16 protein-coding genes are annotated in these 14,635 nt (G+C 33.4%); 15 read left to right on the top strand and 1 reads right to left on the bottom strand.

Going from position 1 to position 14,635, the window contains the following annotated elements:
- The first annotated feature begins 71 nt into the window (after positions 1-71).
- Together B2S90_RS02650 and B2S90_RS02645 are read left to right on the top strand one after the other, a co-directional pair.
- On the top strand, positions 72-392 hold the full coding sequence (locus B2S90_RS02650) for a type II toxin-antitoxin system RelB/DinJ family antitoxin (RefSeq protein WP_006505232.1): 321 nt from the start codon (positions 72-74) through the stop codon (positions 390-392).
- Positions 389-658: a type II toxin-antitoxin system RelE/ParE family toxin gene (locus B2S90_RS02645; protein ID WP_055233846.1), complete on the top strand. Its 270-nt coding sequence runs from the start codon at positions 389-391 to the stop codon at positions 656-658. Before B2S90_RS02650 ends, B2S90_RS02645 begins: the two co-directional genes overlap by 4 nt.
- A gap of 17 nt (positions 659-675) precedes the next feature.
- On the opposite strand, the gene B2S90_RS02640 is transcribed toward B2S90_RS02645, so the two are convergent.
- The gene (locus B2S90_RS02640; RefSeq protein ID WP_226793839.1) at positions 676-1,155 is read right to left on the bottom strand and encodes a DUF1836 domain-containing protein; all 480 of its coding nucleotides are present in this window, start codon (positions 1,153-1,155) and stop codon (positions 676-678) included.
- Positions 1,156-1,269: 114 nt separating this feature from the next.
- Between B2S90_RS02640 and B2S90_RS02635 the strand changes: the two genes are divergently transcribed.
- The 13 genes from B2S90_RS02635 to B2S90_RS02575 all read left to right on the top strand — a co-directional run bounded on the left by B2S90_RS02635 (position 1,270) and on the right by B2S90_RS02575 (position 14,623).
- Positions 1,270-1,872, top strand: a complete 603-nt coding sequence (locus B2S90_RS02635; protein WP_238703689.1) for a DUF4230 domain-containing protein — start codon at positions 1,270-1,272, stop codon at positions 1,870-1,872.
- Positions 1,865-2,599, top strand: coding sequence for a copper homeostasis protein CutC (locus tag B2S90_RS02630; RefSeq protein WP_278780303.1), 735 nt, complete (start codon positions 1,865-1,867; stop codon positions 2,597-2,599). Before B2S90_RS02635 ends, B2S90_RS02630 begins: the two co-directional genes overlap by 8 nt.
- 2 nt (positions 2,600-2,601) lie before the next feature.
- Positions 2,602-3,345 carry an alpha/beta hydrolase gene (locus B2S90_RS02625; protein ID WP_055233842.1) on the top strand — a complete coding sequence of 248 codons (744 nt, stop codon included), beginning with the start codon at positions 2,602-2,604 and terminating at the stop codon, positions 3,343-3,345.
- Between the two features lie 126 nt (positions 3,346-3,471).
- Entirely contained in the window at positions 3,472-5,298 is a 1,827-nt protein-coding gene (gene typA / locus B2S90_RS02620; protein ID WP_055233841.1) for a translational GTPase TypA, read from the top strand.
- Positions 5,299-5,344: 46 nt separating this feature from the next.
- Positions 5,345-6,232 (top strand): hypothetical protein, encoded by an 888-nt coding sequence (locus B2S90_RS02615; RefSeq protein ID WP_055233840.1) that lies wholly within the window; start codon positions 5,345-5,347, stop codon positions 6,230-6,232.
- An 88-nt stretch (positions 6,233-6,320) separates the two neighbouring features.
- Positions 6,321-6,539: a DUF6465 family protein gene (locus B2S90_RS02610; protein ID WP_022425172.1), complete on the top strand. Its 219-nt coding sequence runs from the start codon at positions 6,321-6,323 to the stop codon at positions 6,537-6,539.
- A gap of 72 nt (positions 6,540-6,611) precedes the next feature.
- The gene (locus tag B2S90_RS02605; protein ID WP_055233839.1) at positions 6,612-6,866 is read left to right on the top strand and encodes a hypothetical protein; all 255 of its coding nucleotides are present in this window, start codon (positions 6,612-6,614) and stop codon (positions 6,864-6,866) included.
- A gap of 70 nt (positions 6,867-6,936) precedes the next feature.
- Positions 6,937-9,954: an Ig-like domain-containing protein gene (locus B2S90_RS02600; protein ID WP_286696505.1), complete on the top strand. Its 3,018-nt coding sequence runs from the start codon at positions 6,937-6,939 to the stop codon at positions 9,952-9,954.
- Positions 9,955-9,965: 11 nt separating this feature from the next.
- Positions 9,966-11,021: a hypothetical protein gene (locus tag B2S90_RS02595; protein WP_055233837.1), complete on the top strand. Its 1,056-nt coding sequence runs from the start codon at positions 9,966-9,968 to the stop codon at positions 11,019-11,021.
- A gap of 42 nt (positions 11,022-11,063) precedes the next feature.
- Positions 11,064-12,596: a cardiolipin synthase gene (gene cls, locus B2S90_RS02590; protein WP_279067528.1), complete on the top strand. Its 1,533-nt coding sequence runs from the start codon at positions 11,064-11,066 to the stop codon at positions 12,594-12,596.
- A gap of 9 nt (positions 12,597-12,605) precedes the next feature.
- Positions 12,606-13,781 carry an AI-2E family transporter gene (locus tag B2S90_RS02585; RefSeq protein WP_278860750.1) on the top strand — a complete coding sequence of 392 codons (1,176 nt, stop codon included), beginning with the start codon at positions 12,606-12,608 and terminating at the stop codon, positions 13,779-13,781.
- Positions 13,771-14,226, top strand: coding sequence for a hypothetical protein (locus B2S90_RS02580; RefSeq protein WP_055233834.1), 456 nt, complete (start codon positions 13,771-13,773; stop codon positions 14,224-14,226). The genes B2S90_RS02585 and B2S90_RS02580 overlap by 11 nt, the downstream gene beginning before the upstream one ends.
- 130 nt (positions 14,227-14,356) lie before the next feature.
- Entirely contained in the window at positions 14,357-14,623 is a 267-nt protein-coding gene (locus B2S90_RS02575; RefSeq protein WP_006505217.1) for a phosphocarrier protein HPr, read from the top strand.
- Positions 14,624-14,635: the final 12 nt, after the last annotated feature.

Below are 14,635 nucleotides of genomic sequence, written 5' to 3'. Positions count from 1 at the left end.
TTTTCTGTATATACAATGTGTTGACTGTTAATAGAGTGATGTTTATAATAGTTGAGAAGGAGTTTATAACTATGAAAAAAACAACACTAACAGTGGCTACAGCACCCAAAACAAGCACTTTTCAGATGCGTATTAATCCAGAAATCAAAGCACAGGTAGAAGGAATCTATGCACAGTGTGGTATGACACTTACTGATGCTATTAATGCATTTATCCAGCAGTCTATTAATGTAGAAGGAATGCCTTTCTTAGTAACATCAAATAGTAAACAGGCATTAAGAGAACAGGCTATCTCTCAGTTAATGATTGAATTAGATAAAGGTGAAAAAGCACCTGCAGATGAAAGTATTTCTGAAGAAGATATATTAAAAGAATTTGGAATTGAACTATGAATCTAAGATATACAAGACAAGCACGTGCTGATTTAAGAAACCCTATGCGTTTGAATCCAAAGATTGTAAAACTATGTGCTGTATTAAAAACACACCCTGAAATAGGTGGTCAGCTATCTGATAGAACTGGATGGACAACAGATCTTTATTATGTCATTGCAGGAAAATATAGTATTTTCTATAAATATGATCATGATACAGTGACAATCATCCGTATTCTAACGAATGAAGAAAAATATATGAATGTTATCTTTGGTGACAAGTAAAAAAGGATTGAATAAACTCAATCCTTTTTTAGTGCTTCTTCCATTGTTTCTTCACCAAGAAGATTATCAGATACCTTGATCTTATAGACAGAACTTAAGATACATTTATTATATATATCTGGTAGTTCTGAGTCTAAATGATTTGTCTTAAGGACACGCTCAAATACATCACAATACATATTATAGAATTCAGATAATTCTTTCTGACTCTGCTGTAATTGAATAAGCTTAGAAATCTCATCTAATGAAAAGACAGATTTTAATAAACAGATTAATGTGAAATAAGCAATCTGTTCTCTTTCATACTTCTTCTTTATAGGTGCTTTTACAAGCTTATGTTTAACATAGTTATTAATCATTGTTTTTGTGATAATAGCGTCATCATTATTTTTTAAGAAAGACAAACTCTTTTCTATAATAGATACAACCTGATCTATATAGAGTGGAAAATCTGGTATCTCTTCCCATCTAGAAATATGTACATTATCGTAATTCATTTTCATCACCTACTTAAAAACTATCATTTATTGTATTCATTGTCAAATCATCTAGACCATAAAACAAACTGTATATATTTTTTCTTATCTGCTATAATTTGGTGGGTGATGAAAATGAAAAACAAGTTTAGTTTAAGATCAATTATAGTCATTATTGTGTTAGTTATTGTTGTATTTATGGGTGGTATGTACTTTGGAGGACGTAGTACACCAGCTAAAGAAGAAATTACCTCAACAGCTTTAACACAGAAAATAAGAGATATTAATGAATTAGCTGTTTCTGAATATGATTATACAAAAGTAGGGAAGTTCTCTAATTCATTAAAGTTTAATGGCTGGACTGTTCCTTTAACACAGAAGTCTTTCTTAATCACTTATGAAGGTAAGCTAAAAGCAGGTGTTGATCTCTCTGATGTACAGATAAAAAAAACAGAAAACAAGATTATTGTGAAAACATCTGCAGTAAAGATCCTGTCTAATGAAATCGATGAGGATTCTATTAAGGTTTATGATGAAACAAAGAATATCTTTAATCAGATTTCTATTACAGACTACAAGACTTTCGCAAAGGAACAGAAGGAGAAAGTAGAAAAAGAAGCAATTAAGAATAAGTTCATAGAAAAGACTGAAACAAAAGTGAAGAAAAACATTAAAGATCTTATTTATATGACTGTAGATCAAGATAAGTATGAAGTAGAGGTAGAAGTAAGTGAATAAGTTAGAAGTATGCTGTGGCAGCTATGAGGATGCAATAAATGCATATCATGGCGGGGCAAAAAGAATTGAATTAAATAGTGCATTAGCATTAGGTGGATTAACACCTACAATTGCATCACTAGAACTTGTAAAGAATAATACGGATTTAGAAGTTATATGTATGGTGAGACCTAGAGGTGCAGGATTTGTATATAATGAACTACAATCTGAACAGATGATTATTGAAGCAGAAGAACTATTAGAACACGGGGCTGATGGTATTGCGTTTGGGTTCTTAGATCCTGATGGTAAAATCAATAGTGCACGTACAAGTGAAATGGTCTCTATTATTCATAGTTATGGGAAGACCGCAGTATTCCATAGAGCCTTTGATGTATGTGATGATCCAGATGAAACGATTCATAGATTAATTGAATTAGGTGTGGATAGAGTACTTACAAGTGGCATGAAGTCTACTGTGAGTAAAGGAATTCAGCTTATTAAGGAACTTCAGGAGAAGTATGGCAATCAAATAGAAATATTGGCAGGTTCTGGAATTAATGAAACAAATGTCGTAGACATTATTCACTATACAGGTATTCATCAGGTTCATTCTTCATGTAAGAATTGGAGAGCAGATCCTACTACAGCTAATGATCATGTATCATTTAGCTATAATGGTATTAATTATGATTATGTAGATAAAGAGAAAGTGAAGAGAATGGTTTCACTTGTGGAGGAGGATTAATTATGCAGCAGTATTGTGAAATTGCGACACCTAAGGGTGTTATGAGAGGATTCTTTCATGTGCCTCATAGAAAAGAATTCCCTGTATTATTAATATTCCATGGTTTTACAGGACAATGTACAGGAACTAAGTTCTCTTATGTTTCTTTATCACGTTTATTAGAAGCACAGGGTGTTGGTACTTTAAGAATGGATTTTCTAGGCAGTGGTGAATCAGATCTTACCTTTAAAGAAATGACATTTGATGACGAATTATCATGTGCACGCATTCTATTAGAAGAATTAAAGAAGATGCCTCAAGTAACAGATATATATGTCTTAGGACATTCTATGGGTGGTGCAATTGCGAGTGAACTTGCTAAAATTTATCCTGATGATATTAAGAAGCTAGTCCTATGGGCTCCTGCTTTCTGTTTACCAGATGCTTTAGATTATCTTACAGGTTCAGTGGAAGAAGCACCTGTTTATGATCATAATGGATTTGAAATCAGCGATGCTTTTGTAAAGGATATGCTTCAAAGAGATTTCTATAAGAACTTAGATACATATAAGAATGATTTATTAGTCATTCATGGAACTGAAGATAAAACAGTACCTTATGCAATCAGTGAGAAATATACAAAGTTATTTGGTGATCAGATGATCTTCCATCCGGTTGTTGGTGCATCTCATAATTATGATAATGTGGATCATATTCATGAAGTTCTTTCTACAACTTATAAATTCTTAACAGAACAGGTTGTGTAAGCCTGTTCTTTTTTTAAAAAGAGTTGAATTATTCAATATTTAATAAATTTTCTCATCTTGAAAACTATTCTTTATTGAAATGAAGACGAACTATGATATAATCTAAAAATTGAAAGAGGTGCGATTATGAATATTAGAAATATAGCAATTATTGCTCACGTTGACCATGGTAAAACAACATTGGTTGACCAGCTTATTAAGAAATCAGGAACACTTGAAGCACACGAAGAATTAGCTGAACGTGCTATGGATAGTAACGCTTTAGAAAGAGAACGTGGTATTACTATTCTAGCAAAGAATACAGCTATTCATTATAAAGATTATAAGATCAACATCATGGATACACCAGGCCATGCTGACTTTGGTGGAGAAGTAGAACGTATCATGCACATGGTGGATGGTGTTTTACTTGTTGTTGATGCTTATGAAGGTACAATGCCTCAGACTCGTTTCGTATTAAAGAAGGCATTAGCTGCTCATGTTAAACCTATCGTTGTTATCAATAAGGTTGACCGTCCAGTTGTAAGAATTCAGGAAGTTATGGATGAAGTTCTTGAATTATTTATGGAATTAGGTGCTGATGATAATCAGCTTGATTTCCCAACTGTTTTCGTTTCAGCATTAAATGGTACAAGCTCATTAGATCCTGATATTAGTACTCAGGTTCCTAATATGGACTGTTTATTCGATATGATTATCAATGAAATTCCTGCGCCAGCAGTAGATGTTGAAGGTGGTTTACAGTTACAGCCAGCTTTATTAGACTACAATGATTATGTAGGAAGAATTGGTATTGGTAGAATCCAGAGAGGTTCTATTAAAGTAAATGAAAATGTTGTATGTTTAAGAACTGATGGTTCTAAGACACAGTTCCGTGTACAGAAGTTATTCAGTTATTTAGGCATGCATAGATTTGAAGTAGAAGAAGCAAGTGCTGGTGATATTGTGGCTGTTGCAGGTTTAGCTGACATTGGTGTTGGTGAAACAATCTGTGAACCAAGCTGTGAAGAAGCATTACCATTACTTCATGTAGATGAACCAACAATCCAGATGATTTTTGGTACAAATACATCACCATTCGCTGGTCAGGATGGTAAGTTTGTGACTGCATCTAAGATTGAAGAACGTTTATTTAAAGAAACAAACAAGGATGTATCTTTAAAAGTAGAACGTATTCAGAATAAAGAAGAATGGATGGTAAGTGGTCGTGGTGAATTACACTTATCTATCTTAATTGAAACAATGAGAAGAGAAGGATATGAATTACAGGTATCTAGACCTCATGTTATTTTAAAGGAAATCGATGGTGTGACATGCGAACCATATGAAGATGTAGAAATCGAAGCACCAGATGATTGTATTGGTTCAGTAATTGAATCACTAGGTTTAAGAAGAGGAATCATGGAAAACATGGATTCTATGGATGGTATGACTAAGGTTCATTACATCGTACCTTCTAGAGGTTTAATTGGTTTCATGACTAACTTCTTAACAATGACTAAGGGCTATGGTATTATTAACCACTCATTCTTAGAATATCGCCCATTAGAAGGTGAAGCAGTAGGTGAAAGACAGTTAGGTGTTCTTATTTCTATTGAAACAGGACAGACTACTGCTTATGCACTTGGTGGTGTAGAAAGCCGTGGTGTAATGTTTGTTGGTCCTGGTGTAGATGTATACGAAGGTATGATTGTTGGGGAACATGCAAAGGACAATGACTTAGTAGTAAACGTTACTAAGGGTAAACAGCAGACAAATACACGTTCATCTACAAAAGATACAACAGTTGTATTAAAGAGACCTAGACACTTCAACCTAGAAGCTTGTCTTGACTATATTAATGAAGATGAATTAGTAGAAGTCACTCCAAACAACATCCGTTTAAGAAAGAAATATCTTTCTGAACTTGATCGTAAGAGAGCTTATAGAGCTAAAAATTCAGCATCAGAATAAGGGGAGTAATGAGAATTACTCTCTCTTTTTTTTAAAGGAGTATGTTATGAAGATAAAAGAACTCACAACGATTGGTTTTAAACCAACCCCTAAGAAAGACTATTATTACTATATTCAGGATCATTTCTATCTTTTACTACAGGTATTACCTCATCATAAAATCGCTTTATTGCTTACAACAGAAGATACAAAAACACAAAGAGATATATTAGAACAATTTTTTATTAAAAGAGATGCAGTAGAGCGTATATATTCGAATGAAGAAGGTGCAGGACTTGTTCTTTCTTCTTCTATAAAAAAAGAAGAGTTAAAAGAGATTGTCTTAAAACTCAAGGAAGAGATCAATCAGTCCCCACAATGTCATCACTGTCATCAAAGCAAACCATTAAATGTATATTTATTAGATGACGAAATAGACATATTATGTTCTGACTGTTTTGAAAAGCATGAACGTATTACTAAACATACGGCTTCACCATTTGGAATACTTGGCGCCATTATTGGTGCAGTCATTGGTGGAATCATCTGGGCTTTTGGATATAACCTAGGGTACATGATCTGTCTAGATGCGATATTGCTTTCATTTCTTAGTTTTATTGGTTATAAGAAGCTAGGGCACTATATTGATCAAAAAGCAAAGATTCTAATACCTCTTATAGATTTACTTGTTTTAATATTTGCACAATATGCTTCATGTGCCTTCTCAGTTCAGGCTGCTTTTAAACGCATTGGTGCTTCTAGTGTTTCCTTTATTCAGGCACTTGTTGTCGTACCAGGGATGATGTTTGATTCAAGTCTTATGGGATTATTACTTGTTTATTTATTCTATGGTCTTATTTTAATGATTATTACTTTGGTTATTTTGTTTATATATGATAAGCGTAAAAATAGTTATTATTTTAAGTATAAATGTATAAATGAGGAAAATAGTTGATGTTTTCAAGAAAAAATAGTTGATTGTAAAAAGAAAAGTGATATATTAAAAGTGGTTTTTATCATATTAGGAAATGGAGGACCCACACATGAAAACAAAAATTGAAGTACAGTTCATGAATAAAGATGTTAATGTATCTGATATCGAAAAATTAGTTAAAGAAGATATCAAAGCTAACGGAATCAAGCTTAACACTCTTGAAACTTTAGAAGTTTACTATAAACCTGAAGATAGCGCAGTATATTATGTAGCGACTACAAAAGATAAGAAGGTTTATGGTGTAAACAACGATCCATTACATATTTAATGCAAAAGAGGCCTTTATAGGGCCTTTTTTAGTATCTTGTTGTATAATAAAGAAAAAGAGGAGAATACGCTTATGGACTATAAAGACTTATATTTCATGATTTCTATCGCGTTACAGATTCTTATTTTCTTTGAATTAAGAAGACAATCAAAGAACCTAATTATGTTAGTGATGAGTTTCTTGGTTACGGTATTATGTGTCTTATTCTTCTATAATGTTTTCTTGGTAGAAAAGCAGAAAACATTATTCTCTTTTGGTATGTTAGTTGTTGTATTCTTAATGTTCCTATGGAATGTAAATTATCGTTTTACAAAGATTATAAAATGAGAGAGTATCTCTCATTTTTTTTACGTAAAGAATTATGTTATAATGTTTTTGTATAAAAAGGAGGCAGAGTATGAAAAAGGTAATAGGGATCCTTGCTGCTGCTTTAATACTAAGCGGCTGTGGATCATCATCCGATAATCATGATGTAAAAAAGAGTTCTTTCATGAAAGAAGGAAAGAATAGTTTATATGCTCTTTATAATACAAAAGGGCAGCGTTATACCAAAGATATGTATAAGGCTTATACGCCTTTTGAAGGCGGTTATTTAGTGACTGATGCAAATGATCAGACTGGTTATATTTCTAATACAGGTAAGACTATTGTAAAGCCAGGACGTTATACAAGCTTAAAGACACAGGGGAATATGCTTGTAGGTGAAACTCAGCCACAGACGAGACTTTATTTAAGTGCATCAACTCTAGAGATGACAGAAAATACTTTAACACAGGTATTTGCGAATGATGCAGTTGTCTGGTCTACAAATGATAATGATGTAGTTAATATTAACCAGCAGGGTTATGTTTATGCAAAACATGCAGGTACTGCAGTACTTACTGCAACTAAAGATAATGCATCTGTGACTTGTGTGATTAAGGTAAAAGCGTTGCATCCATATTTTGATCATGACTCTTTAGATGTTTATACATTAGAACCAGCTACATTAACAGTTAATGACTATGGGGCTCGTACTATTGAATGGAAGTCTAAAGATCCTAAGATTGCGACAGTAGAAAATGGTGTGATTCAGGGACTAAAGCCTGGTACAACAACTATTAGCGCAAAGGTTGGAGATGATACTTTAGAGTGTAAGGTAAAAGTAAAACGTAAGACTTTTAAGATTTCTCATAAGGAAGCCACTTTCTATGAAGGTGATGAAGGTCAGTTAGGTATAGAAAATGCATATCCTGATATTAAGTGGGAAACAAGTAATGCAGCTGTTGCGACTGTTGCGAATGGCCATATCTGGACAATGAGTCCTGGTAAAGCAACATTAAAGGCAACAAGTAATGGACAGACAGTAAAATGCGTCGTTACTGTAAAGAAGAGAGTACCAAGACTTGATCAGACTAAGGTGACTCTTTTAACTGATCAGAAGGTTGTTTTAAATATTTTAGATAAGGCCAATCCAGAAGATGTTGTACAGTGGAGCTCTAATAAGAAAAAGATTGCTTCAGTCAATGAATTTGGTGAAGTAACAGGTCTTAAGAAGGGTAAAGCAGTTATTACTGCAAAGATTGGTAAGAAGAAATATAAAGCAATAGTTACTGTTAAGAAGAGACAGATTAAGATCAATCCTGCCAAGACAACTATTGAAAAGAATCAGCATATCTTCTTGCAACTATTAAATAAGAAGGATGAAGATCAGGCAGTATGGACTACAAGCAATGATAAAGTTGTTATTGTAGCACAGAGTGGTGAAATTGCAGGGGTTAAACCAGGTAAGGCAACTATTACTGCGCAGGTTGGTAAACAGAAGGCTAAAGCAGAAATTACTGTAAAGGCTAAACCTCTTTCTTTAAGTAAAACAAAGATTGAGATGGATGAAGAATCAGATGAAGCTCTTTCTATTAACAACTATGAAAATCAGAAGGTAGAATGGTCTAGTTCTGATGAAAGTATCGCCACTGTAGAAAATGGCATCATCCATGCGAAAAAAGAAGGAACAGTGACTATTACTGCCACAATTGATAAGAAAGACTATACATGTAAGGTGACAGTTCATAACCTTATTAAGGTTATTGATCAGAAAAAAATGACTGTTATTAAAGGTGGTCAGGGACAGTTAACAATCACAAATGTGGATCCTGAAAAGATTAAATGGGATACAAGCGATTATGGTATTGCGACTGTTGCAAATGGTACTGTTTATGGTTTGAAGGCAGGTAAGGCGACTATTACAGGTAAAGTCGGTAAGAAGACTTATATATGTAAGGTAACAGTAGTAAGAAATCCAGATACAGAAACAAAAACAAAAGCGGCTGATATATCACTTGGTGGTATTGAAGTATTAAATACAAAGGGTAAAGTGCTTTATAAATCATCAGCAAAGACTGGTTTATTAAAGACAGATCTTCCTGTTGTGGTAAAGGATAAGACTTATAAAGTCATCAACAACGGTAAGACTCTATATGTTGGTAAGAAGAAAGTTTATTATGCATCTAGTTATGAAGATGCTTCTATTGTAGCTTTCAATGATTCTATTAATATTTATTTAAAGAATGGTAAGAAGACTTCTATTAAGGAAGTAGGTAATTATTCTATTCTTGCATCACGTAAAGATCAGGCAATTCTTTATGATGCTTATAATAAGAATACACTTGGTGTTATTGGTACTAAGGTCTATTCAAATGATTATGCTTTAACAAGTGCCGAAATTACTAAGAAAAACAATGTTGTATTAACTGCAGGAGATGTAGTCAGTCTTTATAAAGATGGACAGATTATTCCTACAAACTCTAACTATAAAGACGATACACATTTCATTTCTAGAAATAAGAAGATTGCGTATGGACCTCATACAGTCTATAACGGTAAGAAGACAACTGAATTGAAGGGTGTACAGGTTTATCCTTATGCTTATGAATTAACAGTGTCTCGTTATCCAGGATTTGTGAAGGGTAAAGGCTATGCTTATTATGACTTCAATGGTAAAAAGGTCAGTCCTTATTATCAGGAAGCAAATCAGTATGATGAAAATAAGTGTGCAATTGTACAGCTTAAGAATAATAAGTATGAATTGATTAATGCAGAAGGTGAAAATGTATTAAAAGAATCATATCCTCGTTTAGAATTCATAGGCAATTCATATTATGCAGCCTATAATAAGAATGGCCAATTTAAGGTTTATGACTGTAATGGAAAAGAAGCTCTTTCAGATATCTATACAAAGATTCCTGAAACAGCTGCAATAGTCTTTGATGGACATCCATATCTTGCATTAGAAAAGAATGGACGTTCTTATATCTATGATGTGGATAATGGTATGAGGGAAATTTATTCTATTGAAAAAGAAATAGTTCTTCATGAAGAAGGTTATTTCACAATTGGAGATAAATACTATACTCTTACAGGTCAGAAGATCAAATAAGGGGGAATTCTATGGCAATTTTACTTGCAACTTTATTAGTGTTTGTTGGATTAATGTTGACATTTCAGCTGATCTATTTTGAAATCAGCCGTAAGCGTGCATTAAGAGTGAATAATTTAGTATGGTTTGAACAGTTCAATCGTCCTTTCAACTATACGGGAACAGCAAGCATGGTTGTATTATGTATTATCTGTTTTATGATTGGTGGTACAGAAGCAGCATTTATGTCAGCACAGTGGTTCTTAGAACTCATTATCTTTGTGGCATGCGGCGTTATTGCGGATGCTGTTGTACAATTTATTATTATCAAGTATGGTAAGTTCAGATGTCGTCAGCAGATTAGATCTGCAACAACTTTAATGAAAGAAATTGAAGAATTAAAACGTGGAGACGAAGATGACTATGGTTATGAAGTCTCTACACCGCTTTATGATGAAGTTTCTATCACTAAGAGTTATGTGCATCCAGAAGATCATCTTGCTTTTATGACGGTGGATAAAGGGCAGTTTGTAAAGGATTATAAAGACTATCCAGCCGCAACATTTGATATTGAACCTTATAGTGAAACAAGCGAAGTAGAAGCCACTTTAGAAGGATTACCTGTAAAAGCAACAAAACTTACAGAATCTAACTTACTTCCATTTAAGGATGAACGTATTGATGTATTAATGGATCAGTTTTCTAACTATGATAAGAATGAAGTATTGCGTGTACTTAAACCAAATGGTACTTTCATTGTGAATCAGAATGGTAGTGATAACCTTCATGAATTCTTATCTATGTATATGCCTTTCAAGATGAGAGGTGTCTGGGATATGAATAGTTGTGCTATGACTCTTGCGGATGCAGGATTTGAAGTCGTAGAAACAAAAGAAGACAGAGGATATATTCGTTTCCATAATCTTCATCAGATACAGACATATTTCCGTAAGGTGGCTCCAGAAGTGGCTGAAAATGTCGCACAATATAAGAGCTTCTATATGCATGCATTAGACGAGATTAAACAGAATACATATTTCCAGTTGACAACATATCGTTTCTTAGTTGTCGCAAAGAAGAATTTCTAATAGGCTTTCTCAATTGAAAGCCTTTTTTGATAGGGGGTTTTTATGAATACAGTTGAAAGTAAAAGTGCAGTAAAAAATAGTGTATTACGTGTCATGATTGCTGCTGTTCTGATTATCATTCAGGTCTTCTTGATAGTGAAACTTGCGATATATTTATCTAAGTATTATGCCGCTTTTGATATCATTATGAGCTTGATTGCTTTCTTATGTGTATTACGTATCTATGGCAGACCTGATAATAGTGCTTTTAAGTTATCCTGGATTGTCCTGATTCTTATCTTTCCAGTCTTTGGTTTAGCTATTTATCTTATGTTTGGTAGACCTTCTTTATTAAAGACAGTACAGAAGAAGTTCAATAAGGTAAATGCCTATCTTAATACATATCAAATAGAGACAAACGGATTTGAAGAACTACAATGTGATGATCCTCTTCATGCCACTGAAGCTTATTATTTAAAATCTTTAGGTTTCCCAGTCTTTAATCATACAAAGATGAAATTCTATAGTTCTACGAATGAAGCATTAGAAACACAATTAAAAGATTTAAATAATGCAAAGGAATTTATATTCATGGAATATCATGCTATTGAAGATTCAAAGGCATGGAGACAGATTGAAGATGTTCTTGTTGAAAAAGTAAAACAGGGGGTAGATGTCAGAGTCTTTTATGATGATATGGGTAGTGTTGGCTTTATTAATAATAAGTTTAGAACACGTCTTCATGAAGAAGGTATACAATGTCGTGTATTTAATCCTATCTTCCCTGTTTTAAATACTTTTATGAACAATCGTGATCACCGTAAAATAACTGTCATAGATGGTCTAGTAGGCTATACAGGAGGCTATAATCTTGCCGATGAATATTTCAATTATACACATCCTTATGGACTATGGAAGGACTCTGGAGTAAGATTAGAGGGTGATGCAGTAGACTCTCTCACAAAAATTTTCTTTGAGATGTGGCAGACATCAAGTGAAGAAGACAATGAAGACCTCACACCTTATTTAAAAAGGTATCAAATAGAAGGGGAAGGTTATATCGTTCCTTACTCTGATACACCTTTAGATGATGAAGAAACAGGTGAGAATGTCTATTTAAATATGATCAAGCATGCTGTTCATCATATTTATATCACAACACCTTACTTGATATTGAGTGATGAAATGCAAAGAGAACTCATTCTTGCATCAAAAAGAGGTGTCGACGTCAGAATCATTACTCCCGGTATTCCTGATAAAGCTGTTGTCTTTGCAATGACAAGAAGTTATTATTCACATCTTGTGCAGGCAGGTATTCATATCTATGAATATACACCAGGTTTTATTCATTCAAAACAATGTTTAGTAGATGATCAGGTCGGTGCTGTTGGTACAATTAATTTTGACTTTAGAAGTCTTTATCTACACTTTGAAAATGGATGCTGGTTTACTCATAATCATGCAGTCAAAGAATTAAGAGAAGATTTTGATGAACTATTTGAAATAAGTCAGGATGTATCAGAGAAGTATATAAATACAAGTGTTGTATTAAGAGGATGGAGATGTATCTTACGTTTCTTTAGCCCTCTTATGTAAGGAGGTATTATGTTTCATTTTAAACCAAACAGAAAATATACGCAGATTGCGGTTTATGTAGTCGCAACTGTAATTGCAATTTATCTTGTCATTGCAGTGGGGAGTAACATGACAGACATCCTAAAATGGATTAAAAAAGGATGGGGCTTTTTAACTCAGGTTTTCACACCTTTGCTCATTGGTTTTGTGATTGCTTATTTATTAAAGCCTTTAGTAGAAAAGGTGGAATCATCTCTTAGAAGTATTTCTTATTTCCAGGAAAAGAAGAAACTCAGCCATCAGTTATCTGTTGCGATTACTTCTTTAATTGTATTATTTGTATTTGCGTTATTATCTGCATTTGTGATTAGAAGTATAGGTAAAGAATTAGCTGTAACACAATTTAAGGACATGAGTGATTTCTTACGTATTATTGCGAAGAATGTGAATGCATTCTATGAAGACCTGATTGTACAGTTAAAGTCCATGAGTATCTCTACAGTACAATTACAGCATTTCTTAAAAACATTTACGAATGGTCTTACAACTAATATTCTAGGTGCTATTAGTAGGGTTTCTGACTTTTTTACAAACCTTCTATTCTCTATCATCTTTGCGATTTACTTTATGCTTGATGGAGAAAAATTATGGAACTATTGGAGTAAGAGTATTAAAGCCTTCACTAGTAGACAAGTAGATGCTGTCATTCACCAATTATTAGCGGATATCGAAGGTGTATTCTCTGGTTATGTACGTGGTCAGGTTATTGATGCATTTCTTATGTTTTTAATGGTAAGTATTGCGTTTGGTTTCTTACATATCAAGTTCTGGATTGTGATTGCGTTATTAGTTGGTATAGGGAACCTCGTTCCTTATGTAGGTCCATTTCTAGGATATGGCTCTATTGCGATTATAGGGCTTGTGACTGGTGATTTACATATGGCTTTAAAAGCATTTATCGCATTATTGATTATTCAGGGGGTAGATGGTAATATCATCAACCCAAGATTGCTTAGTGCAAGTATTGACATTCACCCAGTACTCGTTATTGTATCTCTTATTATCGGTAGTATGATAGGTGGATTCTTAGGAATGCTCGTTTCTGTACCAGTAGGTGCATTATGTAAAATCTGGTTTGAAAGATTAGTAGATTATCGTACAGAAACAAAAAATGAATTAGTAGAGGAGAAAGAAGATGGAATTTAGATTTGATCCATGGATGTTAGATGTAGATGTCAATGCAACACAGCATGACTATAGTAAAAATGATTATTCTAAAGAAAAACAATTAAATGAAGAACTAAAGAAAGCAATGTCTTTCCAGCAGTCTCGTATCTTTGAAACATTAGGTGTTGATCCTGATAAGATTTTTGTAGAAAAGATTCCATTAGAAGGTTCACAGAATGTTTATAAATTCTCTTTTATTGTAAAGGGCAAACTTCTGACAATCACAAATATGCAGGCTGCAGTTTATAGTGATGAAAAGGTCTTTGGTCCTGAAATATTAGACCATGTAGAAGTTGTAGATATCCCAGAAGGTGGCGTAATGGTCTACGAAATGGGAAATTTAGCATTGGCTTTTAAACACCCAGGACATACAAATGAATGGAATTGTGGCTCTGTTTTAGGTGTCGGCTTTATACAAATTTAAAATTTATTATCAAAAAAAGATAGTATATATCAATGTTTTTGTAAGCGCTAGTAAAAAATGAGATAAAGGTATAGAAATTATTAGGATTTGTGATATAATAATGCTATATTCATAAGGAGGAATTTTTTAAATGGAAAAATTATCATTCGTAGTATCTGACCCAGTAGGTTTACATGCAAGACCTGCTACAATCTTAGTAAACCAGGCTAGCAAATTCTCTAGCAATATCAACTTAATCTATAACGGTAAGAGCGTTAACCTTAAATCAATCATGGGTGTTATGTCTTTAGGTGTTCCAACTAAGGCTACAGTAGAAATCGAAGCTGAAGGTGAAGACGAAAAGGACGTAATCGATTCTATCGCTAAGGTTATCAAAGAACAGAAAGTTGCTGAATAATATACTTTTGTT

The sequence above is a fragment of the Catenibacterium sp. UBA627 genome (genome assembly GCF_002299355.1).
Taxonomy (GTDB): Bacteria; Bacillota_I; Bacilli_A; order Erysipelotrichales; family Coprobacillaceae; genus Catenibacterium; species Catenibacterium mitsuoka.
Note: the sequence above shows the minus strand (reverse complement) of the source record. Positions and strands in the feature narration are given on the sequence as shown.